The organism is Streptococcus thermophilus, assembly GCF_010120595.1.
Taxonomy (GTDB): domain Bacteria; phylum Bacillota; class Bacilli; order Lactobacillales; family Streptococcaceae; genus Streptococcus; species Streptococcus thermophilus.
Window position 1 is genome coordinate 749,611 of sequence record NZ_CP038020.1, and the last position, 25,761, is coordinate 775,371.

The following is a 25,761-nucleotide window of genomic DNA, read 5'->3' on the forward strand; positions in this document are numbered from 1 at the left end:
AACATGAAACTTGGACGAAAAATTTTATTGATGTTGTCGGCAATTCTTGCCACCACAGTAGTAGCTGCTGGTATTTATCTAACGACAACTTATAATTATGCTACAGGAGAATTGTCAAAAACCTTTAGAGTTTCAAAGGTAACGTCGGGGAATAGTAAGGCTATTCAACAGACAAAGCCTATAACTATTCTTTTGATGGGGGTGGATACAGGATCCGAAGGACGTAAGGAAACCTGGGAAGGAAATTCTGATACAATGATTTTGGTAACAGTGAATCCTAAGACTAAGAGAACTACCATGACCAGTTTGGAACGTGACCTTTTGACAGATGTTGAGGGATCGGGTGAAGCAAAACTAAACTCAGCCTATGCTGAGGGTGGGGCTGACTTAGCTATTTCAACCATTCAAAAGGTTTTAGATATTGATATTGACTACTATGCGCTGATTAATATGCAGGGTATGATTGATTTGGTGGATGCCGTTGGTGGTATCGAGGTAACGAACCATTTTGATTTCCCAATTTCGATTGCAGAAAACGAACCAGAATTTCAGGCGAAAGTAGAGCCTGGAACCCATAAAATCAATGGAGAACAGGCCTTAGTGTATTCACGTATGCGTTATGATGATCCCGATGGTGATTACGGTCGTCAAAAACGTCAACGTGAGGTTATTCAAAAGATTGTGGCTAAGCTCATGAAGATGGACTCGATAGGTTCTTATAAGAAAATTTTGTCTGCTGTCAGTTCGAATGTACAAACAAGTATCAATCTTGGTGATAGCACTACTCTGCGTGGTTTGATGGGTTATAGTGAGGCCCTTAAAAATATCAAGTCTTACCAGTTGGCTGGTTCGGATGCAATGATCAATGGTGGAAGCTACCAAGTAGCCTCAACTGAGGATATTCTTAAGGTCCAAAACCGTATTAAGAAGGAAGTTGGCAAGAAGGGAGTTTCTGAATCTAAACTTAAGACTAGTTTGGTACTCAATGATTTTGGGACTTCTAGCTATGTTTCAGATGATTTCGTTAACTCTACTGGAAGTTATGAGGCTGGACCATCTGAGGCAACAGGTGGTGGATCAGTAAGTACCTACTATGGAGGTACCACCTACGGCAATAGCTACACTGAGAATACTAGTAATTATGTTCAGGACCAAGCTACAACAGCCCCTACAATTAATTATAATGGTTCAGGTGTAACTACTTATAGCTTGGTTCCAGCAGCACAATAGAACTCTTGAGAGATTCCCAGCCTTTTGGCTGTCATATGATTATTACTTGCAATAGTTTTTAAGCTATGCTATAATATGAAGAAATAACGAAAGAGAGGCGGAGTAGAAACTTCGTCTCTTGTGTGTGTAAGGAGGTCATAATGTCGCAAAAAATTATTGATCTCGTGACGGCTGTCGTAGCTCCAGCAATTCCTGACCCCTACGAATTGGTCGATATCGAGTATGAAAAAATTGGCAGTGACTATATTTTGTCCGTTTTGATTGATAAGCCAGGTGGAATTACTGTAGAAGATACTGCAGACCTGACTGAAATTATCAGCCCTCTCTTGGATACTATTCAGCCTGACCCTTTCCCGGATCAATACATGTTGGAAGTGTCTAGCCCTGGATTAGAGCGTCCCTTGAAGACTAAAGAAGCTTTGAAGAATGCTGTTGGTCAGTATATCAATGTTAGCCTTTACAAGGCTATTGATAAAATCAAGATTTTCCAAGGCGACTTGTTAGCCTTCGATGGCGAAACTCTAACAATTGATTATCTTGATAAGACTCGCCATAAGACTGTTGAGATTCCCTATCAAACAGTTGCTAAAGCTCGTTTGGCAGTCAAACTCTAAAACTCTTAGTGTAAATAAAGAAAGGATGCCAGTTTTGGCCCTTAACGGCTAAAACAACAAAGAATATGAGCACAGAAATGCTAGAAGCCTTCCGTGTCTTGGAAGAAGAAAAACACATTAACAAGGAAGACATCATCGATGCTGTGGTTGAATCACTTAAATCAGCTTACAAGCGTCGTTATGGTCAGTCTGAATCAGCAGTTGTTGAATTCAATGAAAAAACAGGTGATTTTCAAGTTTTTACCGTTCGTGAAGTTGTAGATGAAGTCTTCGATAGTCGTTTGGAAATCAGCTTGAAAGATGCGCTTGCTATTAGTTCAGCTTACGAACTTGGTGACAAGATTCGCTTTGAAGAGTCAGTCGACGAATTTGGTCGTGTCGCAGCTCAATCTGCTAAACAAACGATTATGGAAAAAATGCGTAAGCAAATGCGTGAGATTACTTATAATGAGTATAAGCAACATGAAGGTGAAATCATGCAAGGAACAGTTGAACGCTTTGACCAACGTTTCATTTATGTTAATCTTGGAACGCTCGAAGCTCAATTATCACGCCAAGACCAAATTCCTGGTGAAAGTTTTAAGTCACACGACGTCATCGATGTTTATGTTTATAAAGTTGAAAACAATCCTAAAGGTGTTAACGTCTTTGTGAGCCGTAGCCATCCAGAATTCATCAAACGCATCATGGAGCAAGAAATTCCGGAAGTATTTGATGGAACTGTAGAAATCATGAGCGTTTCCCGTGAAGCAGGTGATCGTACTAAGGTTGCTGTTCGCAGCCATAATCCGAATGTTGATGCTATTGGTACTATCGTCGGTCGTGGTGGAAGCAACATCAAGAAAGTTGTCAGCCGTTTCCACCCAACACGTTTGGATGCTAAGACAGGTATTGAGGTTCCTGTTGAGGAAAATATTGATGTTATTCAATGGGTGGAAGATCCAGCTGAATTTATCTACAATGCTATTGCACCAGCTGAAGTGGACTATGTTCTCTTCGACGAAGATGATAGCAAACGTGCGACAGTAGTTGTACCAGATAACAAATTGTCTCTTGCAATTGGTCGTCGTGGACAAAACGTTCGTTTGGCAGCGCATTTGACTGGCTACCGTATTGATATCAAGTCAGCTTCTGAATATGAAGCACTAGAAGCTGAGAAAGCTGAGGCTGAAGTAGATGAAGTTGTCGAAGAAATTGTTGCAGAAGCTACACCTGTAGATGTAACAACGGAAGAAGCACCAGAAGCAGAATAAGAAGAAAATAGAGGTGTTTGATGGCTAGAACACGAAAAATACCTTTACGAAAATCAGTTGTCTCAGGAGAAATCATCGATAAACGTGATTTGCTCCGCATTGTGAAAACTAAAGATGGTGAAATTTTCGTCGATCCAACAGGAAAGAAAAATGGGCGAGGCGCCTACATTAAATTGGATAATGAGGAAGCCCTACAAGCTAAAAAGAAACAAGTTTTCAACCATAGTTTTTCCATGGATGTTCCCGAAAGTTTTTACGATGAACTCATTGCTTATGTGGATCACAAGGTCAAAAGAAGAGAATTAGGTCTTGAATAACACAGAAAAATTGTCAAATATGTTGGGACTAGCACAAAGAGCTGGGAAGCTTATTTCTGGTGAAGAACTTGTCATTAAGGCAGTTCAATCAGGGCAGGCGAGACTAGTTTTTCTTGCCAATGATGCTGGTAGTAACGTGACTAAAAAGACGACTGATAAATGTAACTACTATAATATAGAAGTCTCCACAGTGTTTAACGCGCTGGAATTAAGCATGGCTATTGGTAAACCAAGGAAAACGGTTGCTGTAGTAGATGCTGGATTTTCAAAGAAAATGAGGACTCTTATGGAATAAAGAATAGGAGGACATCACGTGTCAAAGAAACGATTATATGAAATCGCAAAAGAGGTTGGTGTAGAAAGCAAGGTTATTGTTGCGAAAGCTCAGGAACTAGGCCTTTCTGTTAAGAGCCACTCCTCATCAGTTGAAGAAGCAGATGCTAATCGTATCACTTCAAGTTTAAAAGCGGGTACAGCCAAGGCTGAAAGTAAGCCAGCACCTAAAGCGACACCAACCCCTAAAGAGGAGAAGGTAGAGCCTAAGGTTGATAAGGCATCTGTTGCAAAATCAGCTCCTGCTAAAGAAACATCAAAGGCTGAAGTCAAAGAAGCCTCTGTGGCTCTGAAAAAACCGAAAAGCCGTAATTTTAAGGCCGAACGAGAAGCACGTGCCAAGGCAGAAGCAGAACGTCGTAAAAACGGTGGGGGACGAGATAACCGTAACCGAAATCAACAAGGAAACGATCAAGGTAAGCGTCACAATAATGATCGTCGCAATCAAAAAGGAAATGGTCAAGGGGACCATAACAAAGGAAATCGTGATAACAGTACTAATCATGACCGTAAATTCCAAGGGAAACTGCGTAATGATCAGAATCAAAATAACCGTAGAGATAATGCTCGAAATAATCAGGCAGGTCCGCGCATTGACTTAAAAGCGCGTGCAGCAGCCTTGAAGGCAGAGCAAAACGCAGAGTATTCACGTCAAAGTGAAACACGTTTCCGTGAAGAAAAAGCTGCAGAGCAACGCCGTGCAAAAGAGCAGGAAAAGGCAAGAAAAGAAAAACAACAAGCTGAAGTAGCAGTTCAAAAGGCCGCTGCTGAAACTAAGCCAGCTCCAAAACCAGCACCAGTGGCTCCCCAATCAGCTCCAACTGCACAAGTACAAGATACACGTCGTAAAAAAGTACGTCCAAATAAATCACGTGATAATCGTCGCGTGAATGAAGATGGACCAAAGCAAACTAGAAATAATAAGTGGAATAATCAAAACCAAGTGAGAAATCAACGAAATAGTAACTGGAATAAAAACAAAAATAAAAAAGGTAAAAATAACCGTGGTAATTCAGCTCCGAAATCAGTAACAGAGCGTAAATTCCATGAATTACCAAAAGAATTTGAATACACAGAAGGTATGACGGTTGCAGAAATCGCAAAACGTATTAAACGTGAGCCAGCTGAAATCGTTAAGAAACTCTTCATGATGGGTGTTATGGCAACTCAAAACCAATCTCTTGACGGCGATACAATTGAGTTGTTGATGGTTGGCTATGGTATTGAGGCAACCAAAAAAGAAGAGGTCGATAATGCTGATATCGAACGTTTCTTTGTTGATGAAGATTACCTCAATAAAGATGCTATGGTAGAGCGCGCACCAGTTGTTACTATCATGGGACACGTTGACCACGGTAAAACAACCCTTCTTGATACTCTTCGTAATTCTCGTGTTGCTACAGGTGAAGCAGGTGGTATCACACAGCACATTGGTGCCTACCAAATTGAAGAGGGTGGTAAGAAGATTACCTTCCTTGATACCCCTGGACACGCGGCCTTTACATCTATGCGTGCTCGCGGTGCCTCTGTTACAGATATTACTGTCTTGATTGTAGCTGCGGATGATGGTGTTATGCCACAAACGATTGAAGCCATCAACCACTCTAAAGCTGCGGGTGTTCCAATCATTGTTGCGATTAACAAGATTGATAAACCAGATGCGAACCCAGAACGTGTTATCGGTGAATTAGCAGAGCATGGCGTTATCTCAACAGCTTGGGGTGGTGATAGCGAATTCGTTGAGATTTCAGCGAAATTTGGTCAAAACATTGAAGAATTACTTGAAACTATTCTTCTTGTCGCAGAAGTTGAAGAACTTAAGGCTGATCCAACAGTTCGAGCCATCGGCACTGTTATCGAAGCTCGCTTGGATAAAGGTAAAGGTGCGGTTGCTACCCTTCTTGTACAACAAGGTACTTTGAATGTTCAAGATCCAATCGTTGTTGGTAACACTTTCGGACGTGTTCGTGCTATGACCAATGACCTTGGTCGTCGCATTAAGACTGCAGGACCATCAGCACCAGTTTCAATTACTGGTTTGAATGAAGCACCAATGGCTGGTGACCATTTTGCGGTTTATGAAGATGAAAAGGCAGCTCGTGCTGCTGGCGAAGAGCGTGCAAAACGTGCTCTTATGAAACAACGTCAACAAACACACCGTGTTAGTCTTGATAACCTCTTTGATACCCTTAAAGCTGGTGAAATGAAAACTGTTAATGTTATTATCAAGGCTGACGTACAAGGTTCAGTTGAAGCCTTGGCAGCATCTCTTCTTAAGATTGATGTTGAGGGGGTTCGTGTAAATGTTGTTCACTCAGCAGTAGGTGCTATTAACGAATCTGATATTACGCTTGCCGAAGCCTCAGATGCTGTTGTTATCGGATTTAACGTTCGTCCTACACCACAGGCGCGTCAACAAGCGGAAACTGATGAAGTTGAAATTCGCCTTCATAGCATCATCTATAAGGTTATCGAAGAAATCGAAGATGCCATGAAAGGGATGCTTGATCCTGAATTTGAAGAAAAAATCATTGGTGAAGCAGTTATCCGTGAAACTTTCAAAGTTTCTAAAGTCGGAACAATCGGTGGATTCATGGTTACTAATGGTAAAATCACTCGTGATTCAAGTGCCCGTGTCATTCGTGATGGTGTCGTTATTTTTGATGGTAAATTGGCAAGCTTGAAACACTATAAAGATGACGTTAAAGAAGTCGGAAACGCTCAAGAGGGTGGTTTGACGATTGAAAACTATAACGATATTAAAGTTGATGACGTTATCGAAGCTTACATCATGGAAGAAATCAAACGGTAATCACGTCATATTTCTAAGGAAGCTTATTTAGGGGACAAAGCTGGGTCATCTGCCTGGCTTTTGTTCCATTATAAAAAAGAAAGGATAAGATTATGGGAAATTCATTTCGTGTAGATCGTGTTGGAATGGAAATCAAACGTGAAGTCAACGAAATTCTTCAAAAGAAGGTTCGTGATCCACGTGTTCAAAATGTAACCATCACGGATGTTCAAATGCTTGGTGATTTGTCGGCGGCTAAGGTTTTCTATACCATTCACTCTACTTTAGCGTCAGACAACCAAAAAGCGCAAACTGGTCTTGAAAAAGCGACAGGTACCATTAAGCGAGAACTTGGTAAAAATCTGACTATGTATAAGATTCCAGATTTGATCTTTATAAAGGATGAGTCTATCGAATACGGTAATAAAATTGATGAGATGCTTCGTAATTTGGAGCGTAAAGACTAAGCGAAAACTCCTGTCAGTTATGGCAGGAATTTTTGCGTTATAATAGAATAAGAAGAGGACTTCGATGAAAGTAACAGTCTATTTGGGAGCTAATATGGGTGACAATCCTAGCTTTAAAGAAGCAACGATTGCCTTGGGGAGATGGATTGCTAAAAATAGTCTTATCCTAGTTTATGGTGGCAGTAAGATGGGACTTATGGGAGTTCTGGGTGATACGGTTTTGGAATATGGAGGTCAGGCTCATGGTATCATGCCACAGTTTCTCAAAGATAGGGAAATTGCTTATGAGGGATTGACCTCAATGACTATAGTAGAAACGATGGCAGAGCGTAAGACTGCCATGTTAGAGCAAGGTGAGTATTTATCGCCCTTCCAGGAGGTATTGGAATCCTTGAAGAAATCTCAGAAGCTATTGCTGCTGCTCGTGTGGGTAAGTTGGACAAACCCTGTGTTTTCTTTAATCTCAACGGCTATTACGATGCCATGAAGGCCATGTTAGATACCATTGGTTGCTCTTGATTTTTTAGAGACTGAAACGGCTGCAAAATTTCTCTTTACGGATGATTTTTCTGAAATTGAGGCCTTTGTTCAGTCTTATACCCCACCTCAATTGAGACGTTATAGGTAAGTATCAATGAAGAAAGGTTCTTCCACATTCAAGTGGAAGGACTTTTTATAATCAAATGAAAAGTCGTGTAGGTTTCAAAAAATATCGCAAAATTCTTAACAAAAGTGGTAATTTTGTATATAATGATGTTTATATTTTTAATAATTCAACTAGTTTTTCTCATTATATGTGAGTAATGTTCATGATCACCCAATACCCCTCTTGGTTTGGAAAAATTTTCCATCATTAAAAGTATTTAATGATTTAGGGAAATGTGGGATATAGGATGAAACAGAAAGGGATGATAGTAATGTCTATTTTTGTTAAAAGTGTTAGTTTTGATGATTATCGAAACACACAGCTAAATGAAAAGTGTGCTAATTTTCTGCAGTCTGCTGAGATGGCTAAGCTTCAGGAAAGTCAAGACCATATAGAAAAGGTAGAAGCTCTGGTTTTTGAAAGAGATGGCTTAAGGGTAGCACAAGCAATAGTCGTTTATAAGAAAAGCTTTCGTGTATTTAAAAAGGCCCTCTTGTTACATGGACCCCTGCTAGATTACCACTCCTCTTGCTGGTTTGACAGAGAGATACTCGAAGCTTTAATACTTTATTTAAGAAAGAAAAATATTGCCACACTTTCTATACACCCTTATCTGACAAATCTTATTAGAAATGAAAAACTTGAAAATATTGAAGTGGATAAGGCCAGTGATGTGCTAGAGGTATTTGAAACATTAGGTTTTGAACACTCTCTTGTGGTTAACCAGATGTTCGTAAAATCAATAGAAAGTTTTGCTAGTTCTGATGAAATCCTTGCTGCCTTTTCTCCATCATTGAAGCGAGACCTCAAAAAATTCACTGCTCTGAATGTCAAGACTGAAGAACTTGATGAGCATCAACTTGACCAGTTCTACGATATTTTAAGTCGAACAGCAGAGAGAAAGGGATTTTCTGTTCATCCGCTAGTTTATTTTCAAAATCTAAAAAAATGTTTTGGCAAATCTGCCAAGTTTATGTTAGCTTATTTGGATTGTCCAGCCTATCTAGCTTATCTTGATGAGAATATTCAGTCTTTTGAAGCCAAGATTCAGGATTTAAAAGAAGGTCCTCAGAAAAAACGTACCAAGGGTCAAATAGCAGATGCAGAGGATCAATTGAGAAGCTACTATAAGCGATTAGAACAATTCAAGTCTTACCAAATTAAGACTGACAAATTACCGCTTTCAGCTTATCTTTTCATGGATTATGGTCCAGAAATTGTCAGCTTTTACGGGGGTAATGATGAAGCCTACCTTAATTTCGGTGGAGCGGTTTTGCTTCATTGGGAGATGCTAAAATATGCTAAAAGTAAGTCTAAAAAGCATTTTAACTTTTACGGTACTATTGAAACTGAGGCAGCTAGTTCTGGCAAAGGAAACTTTAATTTTAAGCGTCAGTTTGGCGGACAATTAGAGACGCTTGTTGGTTCATTTGATAAGACCCTACCCTCAATCCCTTCTATGATATTCTTAAGAAGACACTAGGTAAAGACTAGTGTTTCAATAGTAAAAAAGCCAATTGAGATGAAAATCATCATCTCAATTGGCTTTTTGAGTTATTTGTTTACAAATATTTCTTAGCGACTTCAATATCACCAGCATAATCAGTGCGTTTACCATTCACAATTTGAAAGGCATCAGCTCCCTTACCGGCGATAACAAGGGCATCGCTTGATCCTGTGGTTTCAGACATGGCTGTTTTGATGGCTTCCTCTCGATCAACAATGATACGAACCTTACGATTGATATGACTAGCAATTTCTTGACAGATAATAAGGGGGTCTTCCTTGTTAGGGTCATCAGTAGACAAGATGACATTTATTTCGGGGTAAGTGTTGAGGACGTGACCAAAGTCTTGACGACGGCTCTCGCCCTTATTCCCAGGAGCTCCTAGAATCAAACTAATCTTACCTTTTTGGTGGTCAGTTACGACTTGCAAGAGCTTGTCTAGGCTGTCACCATTGTGAGCATAGTCGACGAATACCTTAGCACCATTTGCCTGAGTGAGAATTTCCATACGGCCTGGAACAGAGGTTTGAGCAATCCCTTTTTTAATATCTTCAAGACTGGCTCCAAGACGTAGGCAGGCTAAACCAGCAGCCATGGCGTTATCCTGATTAAAGTCACCAATGAGTTGGATATCGTAATCACCAGCTAGTTTACCTTTGGCTTTAAAGCTAAAACCTGAGCTATGTTTAACGGTATTTTTAGAGTCCTTACCATAGAAATCGTGGTCTTTATCAGCGACTTCTTCAGCAACAAAATCGAAGTGATTCATACCACTATTGACAATAACTGCTTGACTATTTTTCAAGAGGAGACGCTTGTGGTAGAAGTAGTCTTCAAAGGTTGGGTGTTCAATAGGTCCGATGTGGTCTGGACTGATGTTAAGAAAGACACCTACATCAAAGGTCAAACCATAGACACGCTTGGTTAGATAGGCCTGACTTGAAACTTCCATAATCAGGTGGGTCATGCCGTTAGATACAGCTTCAGCCATCATACGGAAAAGGTCCAAACTTTCAGGTGTAGTTAAGTTAGATTTGAAGAAGGTTTTTCCGTCCAGTGTCGTGTTCATGGTTGAGAGTATGGCAGGCTTATGACTTTGCTTAAGTATGTTAAAGGCAAAGTAAGACGCTGTTGTCTTCCCTTTTGTACCAGTAAAGGCTAGTAGTTTTAGTTTGTCTTGAGGGTGTTGGTAGAAGGCCTGAGCAACGAGACTCATAGCTTGCTTGATATCTGAAACGAGAATTGCAGGGATACCTACTTGGTAATCTTTTTCAGCCACGTAGAAGCCTAATCCAGCCTGGACAGCACTCTCCAAAAACTCAAGTTTGAAGCCAGCTCCCTTGGCAAAAAATAGGGTAGATGGTGTGATATCACGACTGTCGTAAGAAAGATGATCAAAAGTCACCCCAGTCCATGAATAGTAGTAGTGCTCTTGGTTGATAATATCTCTAAAATTATGGTCCTTTTTGAGAACCTCTAGAACTTGTTCAATAGTAATCATAGTTCCTATTTTAGCCTTAATGTTCTTGTTTTACAAGTCAGAGCCAAAAGTTTATAATTAACTAGATTGTATTTTATTATCTAGAAAGAGAATTATGACTGAAACTAAAACTGACACGCAGCAGCAGCAAATGCTAAGAGGGACGGCATGGATGACAGCATCCAATATTATCAGTCGTCTCTTAGGGGCACTCTATATTATTCCTTGGTATGCTTGGATGGGCAAACAGGGTGACCAAGCCAATGCTCTCTTTGGTCAGGGATATAATATTTATGCCCTTTTCCTTTTGATTTCGACAGCAGGGATTCCAGTCGCCATTGCCAAGCAGGTATCAAAATATAACACACTTGGAAAGATGGAAACGAGTTTCTTCTTACTCAAACGTATCTTGTATTATATGATTGGGCTTGGACTAATTTTTGGTGTTTTCATGTATTTTGCTTCTCCGTGGATGTCATATCTTTCTGGGGGAGACGAAGACCTGGTTCGAGTAATGCGCAGCCTTTCTTGGGCGGTTGTCATTTTTCCATCGATGTCTGTTTTACGAGGCTTTTTCCAGGGCTTTAACAACATGAAGCCTTATGCCCTAAGTCAGATTGCGGAGCAGATTATCCGTGTCATTTGGATGCTGTTGGCGACTTTCTTCATCATGAAAATTGGTACAGGTGACTATGTGACTGCAGTTGTCCAATCGACTTTTGCTGCTTTCATCGGTATGTTGGCTAGTTATGGAGTACTTTTCTTCTATCTTTGGAAAGAAGGCAAGCTCAAGAGCCTTTTTGGTAAGCAGGCCGTTCATCCTGATATCAATCCAACTGCAATTGTTATTGAGACATTTAAGGAAGCCATTCCCTTCATTATTACTGGATCAGCGGTTCAACTTTTCCAGTTGATTGATCAATGGACTTTTATCCGTACTATGGAGAGGTTTACAAGCTATAGTAATAGTCAGCTTCAGGTTCTCTATGCTTATTTGTCTTCAAACCCAAGTAAGATTACTATGATTTTGATTGCCGTTGCTATTTCTATTGCTGGGGTCGGCATCCCACTTCTGACAGAAAATATGGTTAAAAAGGACCTTGGGGGAGCAGCCAAACTCATTATTAATAATCTCCAGTTACTTTTGCTCTTTATTGTACCAGCCATTGCGGGTTCTGTGATTTTGGCCAAGCCATTATACACTGTCTTTTATGGAGCACCAGACAGTCAGGCTCTTTTACTCTTCGTAGCTAGTTTGATTCAAGTGATTTTCTTAGCTTTGTATAGTGTTTTAGCACCAATGCTTCAGGCTATCTTTGAGACCCGTAAAGCTATCAATTATTTTGCGATTGGGGTGCTTATTAAGGCCATTCTACAGCTACCGTTGATTATTTTTTTAGGAGCCCTCGGTCCGGTTATTTCAACAGCCATTGGGTTAGGAGTTCCTATTGCTTTGATGTATAATCGCCTTCACACAGTTACTCACTTTAGTCGTAAGACAGTCTTTAGAAAAGCTCTACTCATTTGTATTATTACAATGCTCATGGTTATTCCAGTTGCTGTTTTCTATTGGTTATTCCAATTTGTCCTATCTCCAACAAGTCGTATGGGTAGTGTGATTTACTTAGTGATTGGAGGAGGTCTTGGCGTTTTGGTCTATGGAGTGCTTGCTCTTGTGACACATATGGCTGATCAATTGCTTGGCGCACGAGCAGGTAGATTACGAGCTAAATTACATATTAAATAGTATTTGAAACCAAGTCATGTGGCTTGGTTTTTCTTTTCAACTTCTTGTTCTCTTTGGGACGCATTCCTCTTCCTTTAACCGTTATGCAAATCCTAGCTATTGACTTGGGAACAGATATGGTACCTGCTTTGGGATTGGGGGTTGAATCACCTGAAGAAGGAGTGATGGACAAGCCACCAAGACGTTTATCGGGACGCTTACTCAATCGCCAACTGTTGCTTAAAGCTTTTGTCTGGTATGGATTGATTGAAGCAGTCTTGGCTATGGGTGCTTTCTTCCTTAATTATTGGGTAAATCAAGGAAATTTGAACCATCTGGCTAGCTCAGGGCCCCTCTACCGGGAGGCGACCACCATGACTTTGGGAGCTATTATCTTTACTCAGATTGGTATGGTTATGAATAGTCGTAAGGGCAGGGGCTCTATATTCCAAGTTAAACATTTTGCTAATAGGATTATTAGCCTAGGAATTGTTCTAGAAATTGTTCTCTTTATTATCCTGTCCTATGTACCTCTTTTCCACACGCTATTTAACACAGCCCCAATTGGACTTGATGATTGGCTCTATTTACTTGCTTGTCCATATTTGTTATTATGACTTTGGAAGAAATCAGATATCGCTTATTTGATAAAAAAGTAAGTCAGTGGTTTACCTTAGATTGAAGAAAAAATTTTGATCTATGTCTTCCTTAGGAGAGTAAGGACATTAGTTATCTCAAAAAGCCTGGAACTTTTAAATTTCAGGCTTTTTCGGTGTCTGAAAAGTCACCTTTAATCATCTCAGAAAGTTTGTCTGTTCAATATTTTGAGGTTATAGTAATAAACTATATATAACTATCAAGAATTCGTATGATGAACTTTCCATTCTTTTCAGAAAATAGTGATAAAATAGAGGGCATAGATATGGAGAATATCCATTTTATCATGTAGAGAGGGTGCAATATGACACAAGATTATCAATTAGAAACTATTTTGGCACATGCAGGAATCAATTCTGATGAAGCAACAGGAGCTTTAGCTTCACCGATTCATTTTTCAACAACTTACCAACATCCAGAATTCGGACAGTCTACTGGTTTTGACTATACACGAACTAAAAATCCAACGCGTGCAACATTGGAAAAAACGCTAGCAGCTATTGAAAAAGCGGATTATGCCATTGCGACAAGTTCAGGGATGAGCGCTATTGTTTTGGCCTTTGAAATTTTCCCTGTAGGTAGCAAGGTTGTCGCTGCCCGTGACCTTTATGGAGGTTCTTTCCGTTGGTTCAACGATAAAGAAAAAGAAGGACGTTTCTTCTTTGAATACACCAATACAGAAGATGAGATGATTGCGGCTATTGTAGAAGATACTGATATTGTCTACATTGAAACACCGACAAACCCACTTATGATTGAGTTTGATATTGAGAAAGTAGCTCAGACTGCTCATGAAAAGGGTGCGGTGGTTATTGTTGATAATACTTTCTATAGCCCAATCTACCAAACCCCGATTACTCAAGGTGCTGATATCGTTGTACATTCAGCTACTAAATACCTATCAGGGCATAATGATGTTTTAGCTGGTGTTGTTGTGACTAGCAATCCAGAATTCTACGATAAACTTTATTATAACCTCAATACGACTGGTCCGAACTTGTCCCCATTTGATAGCTATATGCTCATGCGTGGACTTAAGACCCTAAAACTTCGTATGGAGGCATCAACGGCTAATGCTAAAGAAGTTGTGGCGTTCTTAGAAAAGTCCCCAGCTGTTAAAGAGGTTCTCTACCCAGGTAAGGGTGGGATGATTTCCTTCAAAGTGGCTAACCAAGATAAGATTCCAACTATTATCAATACTCTTAAGGTCTTTACCTTTGCGGAGAGTCTGGGTGGTGTTGAAAGTTTGATTACTTACCCAACAACACAAACTCACGCAGATATTCCAAGTGAAATACGTGCTTCGTATGGATTAACGGATGACTTGCTTCGTCTTTCAATTGGTATTGAAGCAGCAGAGGATTTGATTGCTGACTTGGAAAATGCCCTTAGTCTTTAAGGAGTTATCTATGACACGTTATGATTTTACAACACAACCAAATCGCTTAAATCAAAACACTATGAAATGGCATGAAGCTGAAAGTGATCCTGAACTACTTGAGCTTTGGGTTGCTGATATGGACTTCTTACCTGTTCCTGAAATTAGAGATGCGGTGATTAACTATGCTGAAACGCATATCTTTGGTTACCCTTATCCAAGTGATGAGCTCTACCAATCCATCATAGATTGGGAAAAAAATCAACATGGCTATTCAGTTGATAAGGCCAGTATTGTCCTTATTGAAGGGGTTGTCCCAGCTATTTCAACAGCTATTCAGGCCTTTACCAAAGAAGACGATGCTGTCCTTATCAACACACCAGTTTATCCGCCATTTGCTCGTTCTGTTCGCTTGAATAATCGCAAGTTGATTGAGAATAGTCTTGTTAAGGTTAACGGGCATTTTGAAATTGATTTTGAGCAATTGGAATGTGATATCGTAGACAATGATGTTAAACTCTATGTCTTCTGTAGTCCACATAATCCAGGTGGTCGTGTCTGGACTAAGGAAGAATTGACCATGGTAGCAGACCTTTGCCAGAAACATGGTGTTCTCTTGGTATCTGATGAAATCCATCAAGACTTGGCCTTATATGGGAATAAGCATATCTCTCTAAATACGCTTTCAAACGCTTATAAGGATTTTACCTTGGTGCTTAGTTCGGCGACTAAAACCTTTAATATTGCTGGTACCAAAAACAGTTTCACCATTATTGAAAATGAAGACTTGCGTAAATCCTTTAAACAAAAACAATTGGCTAATAATCAACACGAAATTCCAACTATTGGTTTGATTACAACACAAGCTGCCTTTACCTACGGTCAACCTTGGTTAGAGGAATTGAAGACAGTTCTTGAAACTAATATTGACCTTTTAACTAAGGAACTTAGTGAAAAGACTAATATCGAAGTTATGAAACCTGAGGGCACTTATTTGGTCTGGCTTGATTTTTCAGCCTATGATCAAGATCACAATGAACTTGGACGTTTGCTTAAAGAAGAAGCGAAGGTAGTGCTAAATAACGGTATTACTTTTGGTTCCGAAGGAGAAAAACATTTCCGATTTAACGTAGCTACGCCAACTAAAGTTGTTGCTGAAGGTGTGAAACGTTTGGTTTCTGTCTTTGGAAAATAAGAAAAGTGATACAAATGGCATCACTTTAAATTTGAGGCAGACTCTTCTTTTGAGACTTTACTTAGACGATATCAGATGTCTGAGACCGTCTTCGAAGTTCCAGTAAATCCAACAGGTGGAAACCATTCTACTGATGATAAGACTTCTAAATCAGCAGATAATAATCAGCCATCACCTGATAAAGAAGATAAAGCAGAAACACCGACGAATACAGGTTTTCCAGTTCATAGACCGCTCAGCTAATGATAATAATTCATCAGATGATTATCAGGTAGAGGTTCCTGTGAAACTTTCAACAGAGGGTTCTGTCGGTGACCGTCGTCAAGTATCTCAAGCTACAGAGATTGCGACAACAGTACCAGAAGCTATTGTTTCAATTGGACCATCTATTCCAGTGAATGCTATTGAAGAAAAGGTAGTTACTGATACAGAAACTCCAAAATCAGCTAAGTCTGATGAGAGAAGTAAAGACAACCACATTAAAGTTGCTGTCAACTGTCAATCTTGGCAGCTATCTTTGCGGCTATTGGTAGCTCGGCACTTCTTGGCTATGGTTTAGTAACAGGTAAGATTCATCTGTCTAAAAAATAAAATTGGATCCTTTCCAAAAACGTTTGCAAGTAAAGCAAGCGTTTTTCTTGTGTTTTTGATATAATAGAGTGAATATAAAGCAAAGGAAGAAACTATTATGGGTAAATTTCAAGTTATTTCACATCCATTGATTCAACATAAACTCTCAATCTTACGTCGTGAGGATACGTCTACCAAGGACTTCCGTGAGTTGGTTAATGAAATCGCTATGCTTATGGGTTATGAAGTATCACGTGATCTTCCTCTTGAAGAGGTTGAAATTCAAACACCAATTATAAAAACAGTTCAAAAACAACTTTCTGGTAAAAAATTGGCAATTGTTCCAATCCTTCGTGCGGGTATTGGTATGGTAGATGGTTTCCTTAGCCTCGTACCTGCAGCAAAAGTTGGTCATATTGGTATGTACCGTGATGAAGAAACACTTGAGCCAGTTGAGTACTTGGTTAAATTGCCAGAAGATATTGATCAACGTCAGATTTTTGTAATGGACCCAATGCTTGCAACTGGTGGTTCAGCAATTTTGGCGGTGGATTCACTTAAAAAACGTGGAGCAGCTAATATCAAGTTTGTATGTTTAGTTGCCGCACCAGAAGGTGTAAAAAAATTGCAAGATGCTCACCCAGATATTGATATATACACAGCATCTTTGGATGAGAGACTTAATGAGAATGGCTATATTGTTCCAGGTCTTGGAGATGCAGGTGACCGTCTGTTTGGTACAAAATAAGTTGAAAAGGGAAATTTTCCCTTTTTTGCTTAATTAGCACTCTTTTTAAATGAGTGCTAAGGAATATACTTTTTATTTGACCTAATTTGACTAAAATCATATAATAACATCAAGACAATATTAAAAGGAGAATTCATATGATTCCGGTAGTTATTGAACAAACATCACGTGGTGAACGTTCTTATGACATTTACTCACGTTTGCTCAAGGATCGTATTATCATGTTAACAGGTCCTATAGAAGATAATATGGCAAACTCAATTATCGCTCAACTCTTGTTCTTGGATGCTCAAGACCATACAAAAGATATCTATCTGTATGTTAATACACCTGGTGGGTCAGTTTCAGCAGGCCTTGCCATTGTTGATACAATGAACTTCATCAAGTCTGATGTTCAAACCATCGTTATGGGGATGGCAGCATCAATGGGTACAATTATCGCTTCAAGCGGTACCAAAGGTAAACGTTTCATGTTGCCAAATGCAGAATACATGATTCACCAACCAATGGGTGGTACTGGTGGTGGTACTCAACAAACAGATATGGCTATCGCTGCTGAACACTTGCTCAAGACTCGTAATAACTTGGAGCAAATCTTGGCTGATAATTCTGGTCAGCCAATTGAAAAGGTTCATGTCGATGCTGAACGTGATAATTGGATGAGTGCCCAAGAAACACTTGAATATGGCTTCATTGATGAAATCATGACCAACAACCAATTAAAATAAGTCTAGCTTATCTAAGATAAAAGTCAGATGCTAATCGGTTTATATAAGAACCGTTTCATCTGACTTTTTGTGTTACAATAGGAAACATGTTAATAATCAATGAGGAGCTACTTGCTATTGATCAAGCAATAGACAGTCTTGTTTTACATTTTTTAAGATTGCCAGAAGTAGAGAATTACCGTTTAAAACAGCAGAGATTCAAAAATGCCAGAGAACTTCAAGAGCTACTCTTGGAATTTCAGGAATTAAAGGAAAGTTATGATAAAGCTAAGGGGTATGAGGCTTTTAGAGCAGATGTGAGAGACTTGAAACATCAGGTTTTACGAATGAAGCGCCAAATTGATCTAAACGAGGTGGTTATAGGCTATCGTCAGGCGGAGTTCGATTTGCAGATAATACTAGCTTCACTTGGAGAGGAGGTTGCTCAAGCTATCTCAAATCAGATTTTCATTGATACTGGCCTACCTCTTGCCCCTCATAAACCTCATCATAAAAAGGGTGGCACTAACATAAAGGAGGAGATGAGTCGTGATTAAGCGCCAAGGTATTATTGTTTATTTATACTATAATAGAGACTTACGTAAAATTGCCAAGTTTGGCGATGTTGTCTACCATTCTTATAAGATGCGTTATGTGCACCTTTATGTAGATCAAGACAGGGTTGAGGACATCTTGACAGAGCTTGAAGGAATGAAGGCAGTCAAAAAAGTTCTCCCTTCTTATTATTCTGATATTGATATGGATTTTGTAGGTAGTCTGGAACGTTACGACACCTCGGTCCCTGAACATTTAAAAAACTTTTCTCTTTAGCTAGGAGAAAAGTTTTTTTCTTAACTTAAACGTTAGTTTAAAAGCAATGTAATCGATTACCAGGGATAGAACATAGTTGTATATGATTGACAATTTTCTGATAATTCTGTAACCTATAAGGTAGACTTTTTTAAGAAAATATTAAGGAGAAATCTTATGTATAAAAAGATCACACTTATTGTGCTAGCCTTTTTTGCCTCCATTTTTTTGGTTGCCTGTGGCAAGTCACCTGATGTGACTGCTAATGCCAAAGGTACTAAGATTGGGGATACAATCAAAATTGGTGTTAACATGGAGTTGACAGGTGCTGTTGCGGCCTATGGTAAGTCAGAGCAGAATGGTATTAAGTTGGCTGTTGATGAAATTAACAAAGCAGGTGGCGTTGACGGCAAAAAGATAGAGCTCGTCACAAAAGATAATAAATCTGAAAATGCTGAGGCTTCAACATCTTCAACGAACTTGGCTATTCAGAGTAATGTAAATGCTATCGTTGGTCCATCGACATCAGGAGCTGTTGCTGCTGCTAGCCTCGTGTCACAAAAAACAGGGGTTCCTTTGATAACACCTTCTGGTACACAGGATGACCTTACGGTAGATGCTAACGGAGTTAAGAAATTTGTTTTTCGTACAACCTTTAAAGATAGCTACCAAGGTGAAGTTTTGGCGGCTTATTCTTACAATAATTTGAATGCTAAGAAAGTAGTTCTCTACTATGATAATGCTTCGGATTATGCCAAGGGAATTGCGGATGAATTCAAGCGTAAATATAAAGGTCAAATCGTTACTGAAGCTACCTTTGCTTCAGGTGACAAGGACTATCAGTCAGCTTTGACTAAATTTAAAGACCTAGATTATGATGCGGTTGTAATGCCTGGTTACTATACTGAGACTGGTATTATTACAAAACAAGCACGTGACCTTGGAATTGATAAACCAATTTTAGGACCTGACGGATTCAGTGATGAGAAATTTACTGAGCTTGCAGGTAAAAAGAATGCTTCAAATGTCTACTATGTATCAGGATATTCAACAAATGTTGCTCTTTCTGACAAGGCATCTGGTTTCATTAAAGCATATGAGAAAGCTTACAAAATTGAACCAAATATGTTTGCGGCTCTAGCCTACGATTCTGTTTATATGGTTGCAGAAGCATCGAAAGGTGCAAAAACATCAGTAGATATTGCTGATAACTTAGCAAATCTGAAAAACTTTGTTGGGGTTACTGGTAAAATGACAATTGACAAGGATCATAACCCTATTAAAGCAGCTCTTATGGTTAAAAGAGATAATGGTGAAGAGGTTTCAGCGGAAGCCGTTAAAATTGAAAAATAAGCTCTTATCTTTACTAAAAATAAACTAGAAAGTTTGGTTATATATGTTTTTTGAACAACTTCCACAACAACTAGTCAATGGTATCATCTTGGGAAGTATCTATGCACTACTTGCCCTTGGTTATACTATGGTTTATGGGATTATCAAATTGATTAACTTTGCCCATGGAGACATCTACATGATAGGTGCCTTCGTTGGTTACTATGCGATTAACAGCTTGAAGATGAACTTCTGGATTGCCCTTGTGTTTTCCATGATTGTATGTGCCATTTTAGGGGTTGTTATCGAGTTCTTGGCTTATCGCCCACTCCGTAATTCGACACGTATTTCTGCCTTGATTACGGCCATTGGTGTGTCATTCTTTCTTGAGTACATCATGGTTTACTTTGTAGGTGCAGATACACGTTCATTCCCACAATCAATCAAGGTGCATACTTATCATCTTGGTTCAATCTCTGTTACAAATGTGCAATTGCTCATTTTGGTAGTTGCTCTTGTGCTTATGGTTGCTCTTCAATTGATCGTTAAGAAGACTAAGATGGGTAAAGCTATGCGTGCTGTGTCTGTTGATAGCGATGCAGCGGAGTTGATGGGTATTAGTGTTAATAATACGATTAGCTTCACTTTTGCTCTTGGATCATCACTTGCAGGGGCTGCCGGTGTCCTCATTGGTCTTTACTATAACTCAATTGAACCTCTTATGGGGATGACTCCAGGTATTAAAGCTTTTGTTGCTGCTGTTCTTGGTGGTATCGGTATTATTCCTGGTGCAGCACTCGGTGGTTTTGTTATTGGTATTTTGGAAACTTTGTCAACTGCAATTGGTTTATCAAGCTACCGTGATGCCATCGTTTATGGTGTCTTGATAGTTATCCTCTTGCTTCGTCCAGCGGGTATTCTTGGTAAAAATGTGAAAGAGAAGGTGTAAGACATGAAGAAAAATCTAAAAGTAAACCTTATTTGGTTTGGTCTTATCATTGGACTCTTCCTTATCTTGAAAGGTCTTGAACTTTCAGGTATCATGAATCTTTACTACATCCAAATCTTAATGGGGATTGGGATTTCAATCCTTATGGGACTTGGTACTAACTTAGTTCTTGGTTTCTCCGGACAATTTACACTTGGACAAGCCGGTTTCATGGCAATCGGTGCGTACTCATCAGCTATCATCACTGGCATGATGCCAACTTATGATGGTTTCTATCTCTCCATGGTTGTAGGTGTCATCATCGCAGCTGTCGTTGCTCTTATTTTTGGTATACCTACCCTTCGTTTGAAAGGTGACTATCTTGCCATTGCAACTCTTGGTATGGCTGAAATCATCCGTATCATTATCGTTAATGGTGGTGAATTGACCAATGGTGCCGCTGGTTTGACTGGAATTCTTCCTTATACAAGCTGGCCTGTCATCTATTTCTTTGTGGTTATTATTACAATCTTGGTACTCAATTTCTTGCGTTCAGCAACTGGTCGCCAAGCAATTACTATTCGTGAAGATGAAATTGCTGCAGAGTCAATGGGTGTCAATGTTACAAAACTGAAGGTTATTATATTCGTTATCGGTGCCATGATTTCAGCGATTGCTGGTTCACTTTATGTCAGCTATATCGGGACTGTTGTGCCAAAAGACTTCGCAATCATGAAATCAATTGATTACCTTATCATTGCCGTTCTTGGAGGTCTTGGATCAATTACAGGTACTATCATTGCTGCTGTTGTTCTTGGTATTATCAACATGTTCCTCCAAAACGTTTCAAACCTTCGTATGATTATTTACGCATTGGCTTTGATTCTTGTAATGCTCTTCCGTCCAGGTGGGCTTCTTGGAACAAAAGAACTCTATCTCTCAAAATTCTTCAATAAATCTAAGGAGGGCAAATAAAAATGGCACTTCTTGAAGTTAAAAATTTAACTAAAAACTTTGGTGGTTTGACTGCTGTTGGTGATGTTTCAATGGAACTCAATGAAGGTGAGTTGGTTGGACTAATAGGGCCAAACGGTGCTGGTAAAACAACCTTGTTCAACCTTTTGACTGGTGTCTATGAGCCAAGTGAAGGGACTGTAACGCTTGATAGTATAGTTCTCAACGGTAAAGCACCTTACAAGATTGCGTCACTCGGTTTGTCACGTACTTTCCAAAATATCCGCCTTTTCAAAGACATGACTGTACTTGAAAATGTTCTTGTTGGTTTATCAAATAAGCAACCTTCAAATTTCTTTGCATCTCTTTTGCGCTTACCTAAGTACTATTCAAGTGAGGAAGAGTTGAAAGACAAAGCTATGAAGCTCTTGGCTATCTTTAACTTGGATGGTGAGGCAGATACGCTTGCGAAAAACTTGGCTTATGGACAACAACGTCACTTGGAGATTGTTCGTGCGCTTGCAACGGAACCTAAAATTCTTTTCCTTGATGAACCAGCTGCTGGTATGAATCCACAAGAAACAGCTGAGTTGACTGCTCATATTCGTCAAATTCAAAAAGATTTCGGTATTACAATTATCTTGATTGAGCACGATATGAGTTTGGTCATGGATGTCACTGAGCGTATCTATGTTTTAGAATATGGACGCTTGATTGCAGAAGGAACCCCTGATGAAATTAAGAATAACAAGCGTGTTATTGAAGCTTACTTGGGAGGTGAAGCATAATGGCTATGTTAAAAGTTGAAAATCTCTCAATTAAATATGGATCTATCGAAGCTGTTAAAAACGTTAGCTTTGAAGTTAATGAAGGTGAAGTTGTAACTCTTATCGGAGCCAATGGAGCAGGTAAAACATCTATTCTTCGTACAATCTCGGGTCTTGTTCGTCCAACTGAAGGAACGATTTCTTACCTTGGAAATGAAATTCACAAAACACCTGCTCGAAAGATTGTTGCAGAAGGTTTGGCTCAAGTGCCTGAAGGACGTCACGTCTTTGCAGGATTAACTGTAATGGAAAATCTTGAAATGGGCGCTTTCCTTCATACAAATAAAGAAGAAAATGCAGCTCTATTGAAAAAAGTCTTCCAACGTTTCCCACGTCTAGAAGAACGTAAGAATCAAGACGCTGCAACACTTTCTGGTGGTGAGCAACAGATGCTAGCGATGGGTCGTGCCCTCATGAGTCGTCCGAAACTTTTGCTTTTGGATGAACCTTCAATGGGGCTTGCTCCAATCTTTATTCAAGAAATCTTTGATATTATTGAAGACATCAAGGCGCAAGGAACTACAGTTCTTTTGATTGAACAAAATGCCAATAAGGCATTATCAATTGCGGATCGTGGTTACGTTCTTGAAACTGGAAAAGTGGTTCTTTCAGGTACTGGTAAAGAACTTCTTGCATCAGACGAAGTTCGTAAAGCCTATCTTGGAGGATAAGAAAAAGCGCCCAAGGGCGTTTTTTCTATAGTCTCAGACTGATTGTAAGGTACTAATTTTTCAGCAAAATAATGCAATCGGTTACAACTAGTGTGGTATAATACAAGTAAGAAATCATTCGGAGGAAAATGAAACATAGCAGTAAAAGATTTTATGACAAAACGTGTGGTTTACGTCTCACCAGAAACAACAGTTGCAACAGCTGCAGACATTATACGTGACAAAGGTTTGCGTCGTTTGCCAGTAATTGAACACGACAAACTGGTTGGTCTTATTACAGAAGGTACAATGGCGGAGGCTTCACCATCAAAAGCAACAAGTTTATCAATTTATGAAATGAACTATCTCCTTAACAAGACAAAAGTAGGAGATATCATGATTAAAAATGTCCTTACTGTTTCCAAATATGCTAGCCTTGAGGAGACGCTGTCTACATAATGCTTCAAAACAAGGTTGGAGTTCTTCCAGTAGTAGATAATGACCAAATTTCTTGAATTATTACAGATAAAGATGTATTCCATGCTTTTTTTGGAAATCTCAGGATATGGTCAAGACGGAATCCGTATTGGACTTGAAGTGCCAGATAATCCACATGTTTTGGAAAAAATTGCTAACCTCATTTCTAGTGAAAATCTCAACATTGAACGTACAATTGTTGCACCAAAAACTGATCCCATGCTTTGCGTCGAACTACAAGTTGAAGGGGATGTAGAACCAGAACACCTTAAAGAAGTTTTTGTAGAAGCAGGGGTTACAGTTACTGAAATTGCTGAAACAGAAGCAAAAGAATTAGACTAATAAGAAAAGGAGTCAAGACTAAACGAGTTTTTTCGGTGTCCTACTCCCATAGGTCAGTATATTAGCAACGGGTTGTTTTTCTATTGGAACGATCAGTACAGCTGGCTATAAGGTTTTAACAACAAAAACAGAAGCTAGAACATTAAATGTCAGCTTCTGTTTTTGTTAGTTTTGGAAATCATAAAGTGTTGTAGAAAGGTAACGCTCACCATTATCAGGCAAAAGTGTCAATACTTTTTTACCTTCGCCGAGTTCAGCAGCAACTTTAAGAGCAGCAGCAATAGCAGCACCTGATGAGATACCAGCTAGGAAACCTTCCTTGCTACCCAATGTACGTGATGTTGAGATAGCCTCATCAGAAGGAATACGTACAACGCTATCATATGATTTTGTATTCAATGTGTCAGGGATAAAGCCAGTTGAGATACCTTGAATTTTGTGTGGTCCTGGTTTATCACCGTTCAAGACAGCAGATTCGTCAGCTTCAATACCATAAACTTTGATGTTTGGATTAGCAGCTTTCAGAGTTTTAGAAACACCCGAAATAGTACCACCGGTACCGATACCAGCTACGAATGCATCCAAACCATCTGCCCCAAAGTCTTCAAGAATCTCTTGACCAGTTGTATCAGCATGGGCAGCTGGATTTGAAGGGTTAGCAAATTGGAGTGGCACCCAACCATCGCGCTCAGCAGCAACTTCTTTAGCCTTAGCGATAGCACCTTTCATTCCTTCGCTACCAGGAGTCAAAACAAGTTCAGCACCGTAGGCTTGGATGATTTTACGACGTTCAACACTCATTGTGTCAGGCATTACGATGACTACCTTGTAACCTTTAGCAGCGCCAACCCAAGCAAGACCGATACCTGTATTACCAGAAGTTGGTTCAATAATAGTATTACCAGGTTTAATTATTCCAGCTTTTTCAGCATCTTCAATCATACGAAGAGCAATACGGTCTTTAACTGAAGAACCAGGATTAAATGCTTCGAGTTTAACATAAACATCTGCTGATCCTTCTGGGACAATAGAATTAAGTTTAATAATTGGTGTTCTTCCAACAAGTTCGGTAATTGAATTGTAAATTGTCATATTCAAAATCCTCTTTATCTTTAATTGATGGTTTTAAGTATACGACGGTAGACCTAACTTGTAAAATACATCTTCTTTATCACTGTGATAATGTTTGACTATCAGATAGGTATCTCAACAATTTTCTTACCGGATTTTTTATAATTTACTTTTCCTTGATAGAATTCAGTAAGCTCTTGACCAAGTCTTTCAATCTCAGACTCTTCAACAAACAAGGTTGTAGAAACATCGGATAGGAAAGTTGTATCAAATTCTTGGATCCCTTCTTTTTCAAGGAAATTGGAGAAGACTTGATATTGAGAGTAGGTTAACTCTACGGTTAGCCCAGTTAATTCCTTGACATCAACTCGACCAATTTCTTCGATTGCATGGGCAACACTACCTGAGTAAGCGCGAATAAGGCCACCAGTACCTAACTTGATCCCACCAAAATAGCGAGTCACAACTGCTACGACATTGGTAAGTCCTTGTTTTTCTAGAACGGTGAGCATGGGCACACCAGCAGTTCCAGAAGGTTCACCGTCATCACTAGAACGCTTAATTTGACCATCTTCTCCGACAATCATTGCAGAGCAAGAGTGATTGGCCTTGTGATGCTCTTTCTTAATCTGAGCGATATACTCCCTTCCTTCTTCTTCATTGCTAATGCGTTTCAAGTGACAAATAAAACGAGATTTTTTGATTTCTTCTTCAACGATTCCATCGTTGGCAATTGTTTTGTAATCCATAA

Annotated in this window: 24 protein-coding genes and 4 pseudogenes; 25 read left to right on the plus strand and 3 right to left on the minus strand. The window is 39.4% G+C overall.

All coding sequences use genetic code 11. The features are described from left to right. Positions 1–3 precede the first annotated feature (3 nt). From lytR to E3C75_RS04020, 9 genes and pseudogenes are all read left to right on the plus strand, one after another. Entirely contained in the window at positions 4–1,230 is a 1,227-nt protein-coding gene (gene lytR / locus E3C75_RS03980; protein WP_084828495.1) for a glycopolymer--peptidoglycan transferase LytR, read from the plus strand. 140 nt (positions 1,231–1,370) lie between these two features. Then, the gene (gene rimP, locus E3C75_RS03985; RefSeq protein ID WP_011680755.1) at positions 1,371–1,844 is read left to right on the plus strand and encodes a ribosome maturation factor RimP; all 474 of its coding nucleotides are present in this window, start codon (positions 1,371–1,373) and stop codon (positions 1,842–1,844) included. Positions 1,845–1,909: 65 nt separating this feature from the next. After that, entirely contained in the window at positions 1,910–3,097 is a 1,188-nt protein-coding gene (gene nusA / locus E3C75_RS03990) for a transcription termination factor NusA (RefSeq protein WP_014621164.1), read from the plus strand. A gap of 20 nt (positions 3,098–3,117) precedes the next feature. Continuing rightward, positions 3,118–3,414: an RNase P modulator RnpM gene (rnpM, locus tag E3C75_RS03995; protein WP_084828496.1), complete on the plus strand. Its 297-nt coding sequence runs from the start codon at positions 3,118–3,120 to the stop codon at positions 3,412–3,414. Then, positions 3,407–3,709, plus strand: coding sequence for a YlxQ-related RNA-binding protein (locus E3C75_RS04000; protein WP_002947460.1), 303 nt, complete (start codon positions 3,407–3,409; stop codon positions 3,707–3,709). Before rnpM ends, E3C75_RS04000 begins: the two co-directional genes overlap by 8 nt. 18 nt (positions 3,710–3,727) lie before the next feature. Continuing rightward, positions 3,728–6,559 (plus strand): translation initiation factor IF-2, encoded by a 2,832-nt coding sequence (gene infB / locus E3C75_RS04005; RefSeq protein WP_084828497.1) that lies wholly within the window; start codon positions 3,728–3,730, stop codon positions 6,557–6,559. A 92-nt stretch (positions 6,560–6,651) separates the two neighbouring features. Continuing rightward, on the plus strand, positions 6,652–7,005 hold the full coding sequence (rbfA, locus tag E3C75_RS04010) for a 30S ribosome-binding factor RbfA (protein ID WP_002949692.1): 354 nt from the start codon (positions 6,652–6,654) through the stop codon (positions 7,003–7,005). Positions 7,006–7,069: 64 nt separating this feature from the next. Further along, positions 7,070–7,633 (plus strand): annotated as a pseudogene (locus E3C75_RS12110) (LOG family protein). A gap of 289 nt (positions 7,634–7,922) precedes the next feature. Beyond that, positions 7,923–9,145 (plus strand): annotated as a pseudogene (locus E3C75_RS04020) (lipid II:glycine glycyltransferase FemX). Between the two features lie 68 nt (positions 9,146–9,213). Here the strand turns inward: E3C75_RS04020 and E3C75_RS04025 are convergent. Next, positions 9,214–10,659, minus strand: coding sequence for a UDP-N-acetylmuramoyl-L-alanyl-D-glutamate--L-lysine ligase (locus E3C75_RS04025; protein ID WP_100262553.1), 1,446 nt, complete (start codon positions 10,657–10,659; stop codon positions 9,214–9,216). A 94-nt stretch (positions 10,660–10,753) separates the two neighbouring features. On the opposite strand from E3C75_RS04025, the gene E3C75_RS04030 reads away from it, so the two are divergent. The 16 genes and pseudogenes from E3C75_RS04030 to E3C75_RS04105 all read left to right on the plus strand — a co-directional run bounded on the left by E3C75_RS04030 (position 10,754) and on the right by E3C75_RS04105 (position 23,939). Next, entirely contained in the window at positions 10,754–12,385 is a 1,632-nt protein-coding gene (locus E3C75_RS04030; RefSeq protein ID WP_084828499.1) for a putative polysaccharide biosynthesis protein, read from the plus strand. Positions 12,386–12,426: 41 nt separating this feature from the next. Then, positions 12,427–13,046, plus strand: a pseudogene (locus E3C75_RS04035) (cation transporting ATPase C-terminal domain-containing protein); the annotation flags it as partial. A 279-nt stretch (positions 13,047–13,325) separates the two neighbouring features. Further along, positions 13,326–14,420 (plus strand): cystathionine gamma-synthase, encoded by a 1,095-nt coding sequence (locus tag E3C75_RS04040; protein ID WP_084828500.1) that lies wholly within the window; start codon positions 13,326–13,328, stop codon positions 14,418–14,420. A 10-nt stretch (positions 14,421–14,430) separates the two neighbouring features. Beyond that, positions 14,431–15,594, plus strand: a complete 1,164-nt coding sequence (locus E3C75_RS04045) for a MalY/PatB family protein (protein WP_084828501.1) — start codon at positions 14,431–14,433, stop codon at positions 15,592–15,594. A 75-nt stretch (positions 15,595–15,669) separates the two neighbouring features. Continuing rightward, positions 15,670–15,837 carry a levansucrase gene (locus tag E3C75_RS04050; protein WP_084828502.1) on the plus strand — a complete coding sequence of 56 codons (168 nt, stop codon included), beginning with the start codon at positions 15,670–15,672 and terminating at the stop codon, positions 15,835–15,837. A 40-nt stretch (positions 15,838–15,877) separates the two neighbouring features. Further along, positions 15,878–16,153 carry a hypothetical protein gene (locus E3C75_RS04055; protein WP_084828503.1) on the plus strand — a complete coding sequence of 92 codons (276 nt, stop codon included), beginning with the start codon at positions 15,878–15,880 and terminating at the stop codon, positions 16,151–16,153. Between the two features lie 129 nt (positions 16,154–16,282). Continuing rightward, entirely contained in the window at positions 16,283–16,912 is a 630-nt protein-coding gene (gene upp / locus E3C75_RS04060) for a uracil phosphoribosyltransferase (RefSeq protein ID WP_002946740.1), read from the plus strand. 137 nt (positions 16,913–17,049) lie between these two features. Continuing rightward, positions 17,050–17,640, plus strand: coding sequence for an ATP-dependent Clp protease proteolytic subunit (locus E3C75_RS04065; RefSeq protein WP_084828504.1), 591 nt, complete (start codon positions 17,050–17,052; stop codon positions 17,638–17,640). 86 nt (positions 17,641–17,726) lie between these two features. Then, positions 17,727–18,176, plus strand: coding sequence for a YlbF/YmcA family competence regulator (locus tag E3C75_RS04070; RefSeq protein ID WP_084828505.1), 450 nt, complete (start codon positions 17,727–17,729; stop codon positions 18,174–18,176). Further along, positions 18,169–18,450 (plus strand): YlbG family protein, encoded by a 282-nt coding sequence (locus E3C75_RS04075; protein WP_002949736.1) that lies wholly within the window; start codon positions 18,169–18,171, stop codon positions 18,448–18,450. The genes E3C75_RS04070 and E3C75_RS04075 overlap by 8 nt, the downstream gene beginning before the upstream one ends. A 156-nt stretch (positions 18,451–18,606) precedes the next feature. Next, positions 18,607–19,782 carry an ABC transporter substrate-binding protein gene (locus E3C75_RS04080; RefSeq protein ID WP_100262554.1) on the plus strand — a complete coding sequence of 392 codons (1,176 nt, stop codon included), beginning with the start codon at positions 18,607–18,609 and terminating at the stop codon, positions 19,780–19,782. A gap of 43 nt (positions 19,783–19,825) precedes the next feature. Continuing rightward, a complete protein-coding gene (locus E3C75_RS04085; protein ID WP_011225509.1) occupies positions 19,826–20,710 on the plus strand; it encodes a branched-chain amino acid ABC transporter permease in 885 nt (294 codons plus the stop codon). Between the two features lie 3 nt (positions 20,711–20,713). Next, entirely contained in the window at positions 20,714–21,664 is a 951-nt protein-coding gene (locus E3C75_RS04090; RefSeq protein WP_011225510.1) for a branched-chain amino acid ABC transporter permease, read from the plus strand. A gap of 2 nt (positions 21,665–21,666) precedes the next feature. Beyond that, positions 21,667–22,431, plus strand: a complete 765-nt coding sequence (locus E3C75_RS04095) for an ABC transporter ATP-binding protein (RefSeq protein ID WP_111679257.1) — start codon at positions 21,667–21,669, stop codon at positions 22,429–22,431. After that, positions 22,431–23,141 (plus strand): ABC transporter ATP-binding protein, encoded by a 711-nt coding sequence (locus tag E3C75_RS04100; protein ID WP_014607989.1) that lies wholly within the window; start codon positions 22,431–22,433, stop codon positions 23,139–23,141. The genes E3C75_RS04095 and E3C75_RS04100 overlap by 1 nt, the downstream gene beginning before the upstream one ends. A gap of 135 nt (positions 23,142–23,276) precedes the next feature. Continuing rightward, positions 23,277–23,939 (plus strand): annotated as a pseudogene (locus E3C75_RS04105) (CBS and ACT domain-containing protein). 165 nt (positions 23,940–24,104) lie between these two features. Here E3C75_RS04105 and cysK read toward each other — a convergent pair. Together cysK and E3C75_RS04115 are read right to left on the minus strand one after the other, a co-directional pair. Beyond that, entirely contained in the window at positions 24,105–25,031 is a 927-nt protein-coding gene (cysK, locus tag E3C75_RS04110; RefSeq protein ID WP_014621180.1) for a cysteine synthase A, read from the minus strand. 101 nt (positions 25,032–25,132) lie between these two features. After that, the gene (locus E3C75_RS04115; protein ID WP_011680769.1) at positions 25,133–25,759 is read right to left on the minus strand and encodes a YigZ family protein; all 627 of its coding nucleotides are present in this window, start codon (positions 25,757–25,759) and stop codon (positions 25,133–25,135) included. Between the last annotated feature and the right edge of the window lie 2 nt (positions 25,760–25,761).

Excerpts from the sequence above, each read along its gene's own strand:
- nusA (WP_014621164.1), top strand. The coding sequence starts at position 1,910 with ATGAGCACAGAAATGCTAGAAGCCTTCCGTGTCTTGGAAGAAGAAAAA.
- E3C75_RS04085 (WP_011225509.1), top strand. The coding sequence starts at position 19,826 with ATGTTTTTTGAACAACTTCCACAACAACTAGTCAATGGTATCATCTTG.
- E3C75_RS04095 (WP_111679257.1), top strand. The coding sequence starts at position 21,667 with ATGGCACTTCTTGAAGTTAAAAATTTAACTAAAAACTTTGGTGGTTTG.
- E3C75_RS04040 (WP_084828500.1), top strand. The coding sequence starts at position 13,326 with ATGACACAAGATTATCAATTAGAAACTATTTTGGCACATGCAGGAATC.
- upp (WP_002946740.1), top strand. The coding sequence starts at position 16,283 with ATGGGTAAATTTCAAGTTATTTCACATCCATTGATTCAACATAAACTC.
- rnpM (WP_084828496.1), top strand. The coding sequence starts at position 3,118 with ATGGCTAGAACACGAAAAATACCTTTACGAAAATCAGTTGTCTCAGGA.
- rbfA (WP_002949692.1), top strand. The coding sequence starts at position 6,652 with ATGGGAAATTCATTTCGTGTAGATCGTGTTGGAATGGAAATCAAACGT.
- E3C75_RS04070 (WP_084828505.1), top strand. The coding sequence starts at position 17,727 with ATGTTAATAATCAATGAGGAGCTACTTGCTATTGATCAAGCAATAGAC.
- E3C75_RS04025 (WP_100262553.1), bottom strand. The coding sequence starts at position 10,659 with ATGATTACTATTGAACAAGTTCTAGAGGTTCTCAAAAAGGACCATAAT.
- E3C75_RS04065 (WP_084828504.1), top strand. The coding sequence starts at position 17,050 with ATGATTCCGGTAGTTATTGAACAAACATCACGTGGTGAACGTTCTTAT.
- E3C75_RS04030 (WP_084828499.1), top strand. The coding sequence starts at position 10,754 with ATGACTGAAACTAAAACTGACACGCAGCAGCAGCAAATGCTAAGAGGG.
- lytR (WP_084828495.1), top strand. The coding sequence starts at position 4 with ATGAAACTTGGACGAAAAATTTTATTGATGTTGTCGGCAATTCTTGCC.
- E3C75_RS04050 (WP_084828502.1), top strand. The coding sequence starts at position 15,670 with ATGTCTGAGACCGTCTTCGAAGTTCCAGTAAATCCAACAGGTGGAAAC.
- E3C75_RS04045 (WP_084828501.1), top strand. The coding sequence starts at position 14,431 with ATGACACGTTATGATTTTACAACACAACCAAATCGCTTAAATCAAAAC.
- rimP (WP_011680755.1), top strand. The coding sequence starts at position 1,371 with ATGTCGCAAAAAATTATTGATCTCGTGACGGCTGTCGTAGCTCCAGCA.
- E3C75_RS04080 (WP_100262554.1), top strand. The coding sequence starts at position 18,607 with ATGTATAAAAAGATCACACTTATTGTGCTAGCCTTTTTTGCCTCCATT.
- E3C75_RS04115 (WP_011680769.1), bottom strand. The coding sequence starts at position 25,759 with ATGGATTACAAAACAATTGCCAACGATGGAATCGTTGAAGAAGAAATC.
- cysK (WP_014621180.1), bottom strand. The coding sequence starts at position 25,031 with ATGACAATTTACAATTCAATTACCGAACTTGTTGGAAGAACACCAATT.
- E3C75_RS04100 (WP_014607989.1), top strand. The coding sequence starts at position 22,431 with ATGGCTATGTTAAAAGTTGAAAATCTCTCAATTAAATATGGATCTATC.
- E3C75_RS04090 (WP_011225510.1), top strand. The coding sequence starts at position 20,714 with ATGAAGAAAAATCTAAAAGTAAACCTTATTTGGTTTGGTCTTATCATT.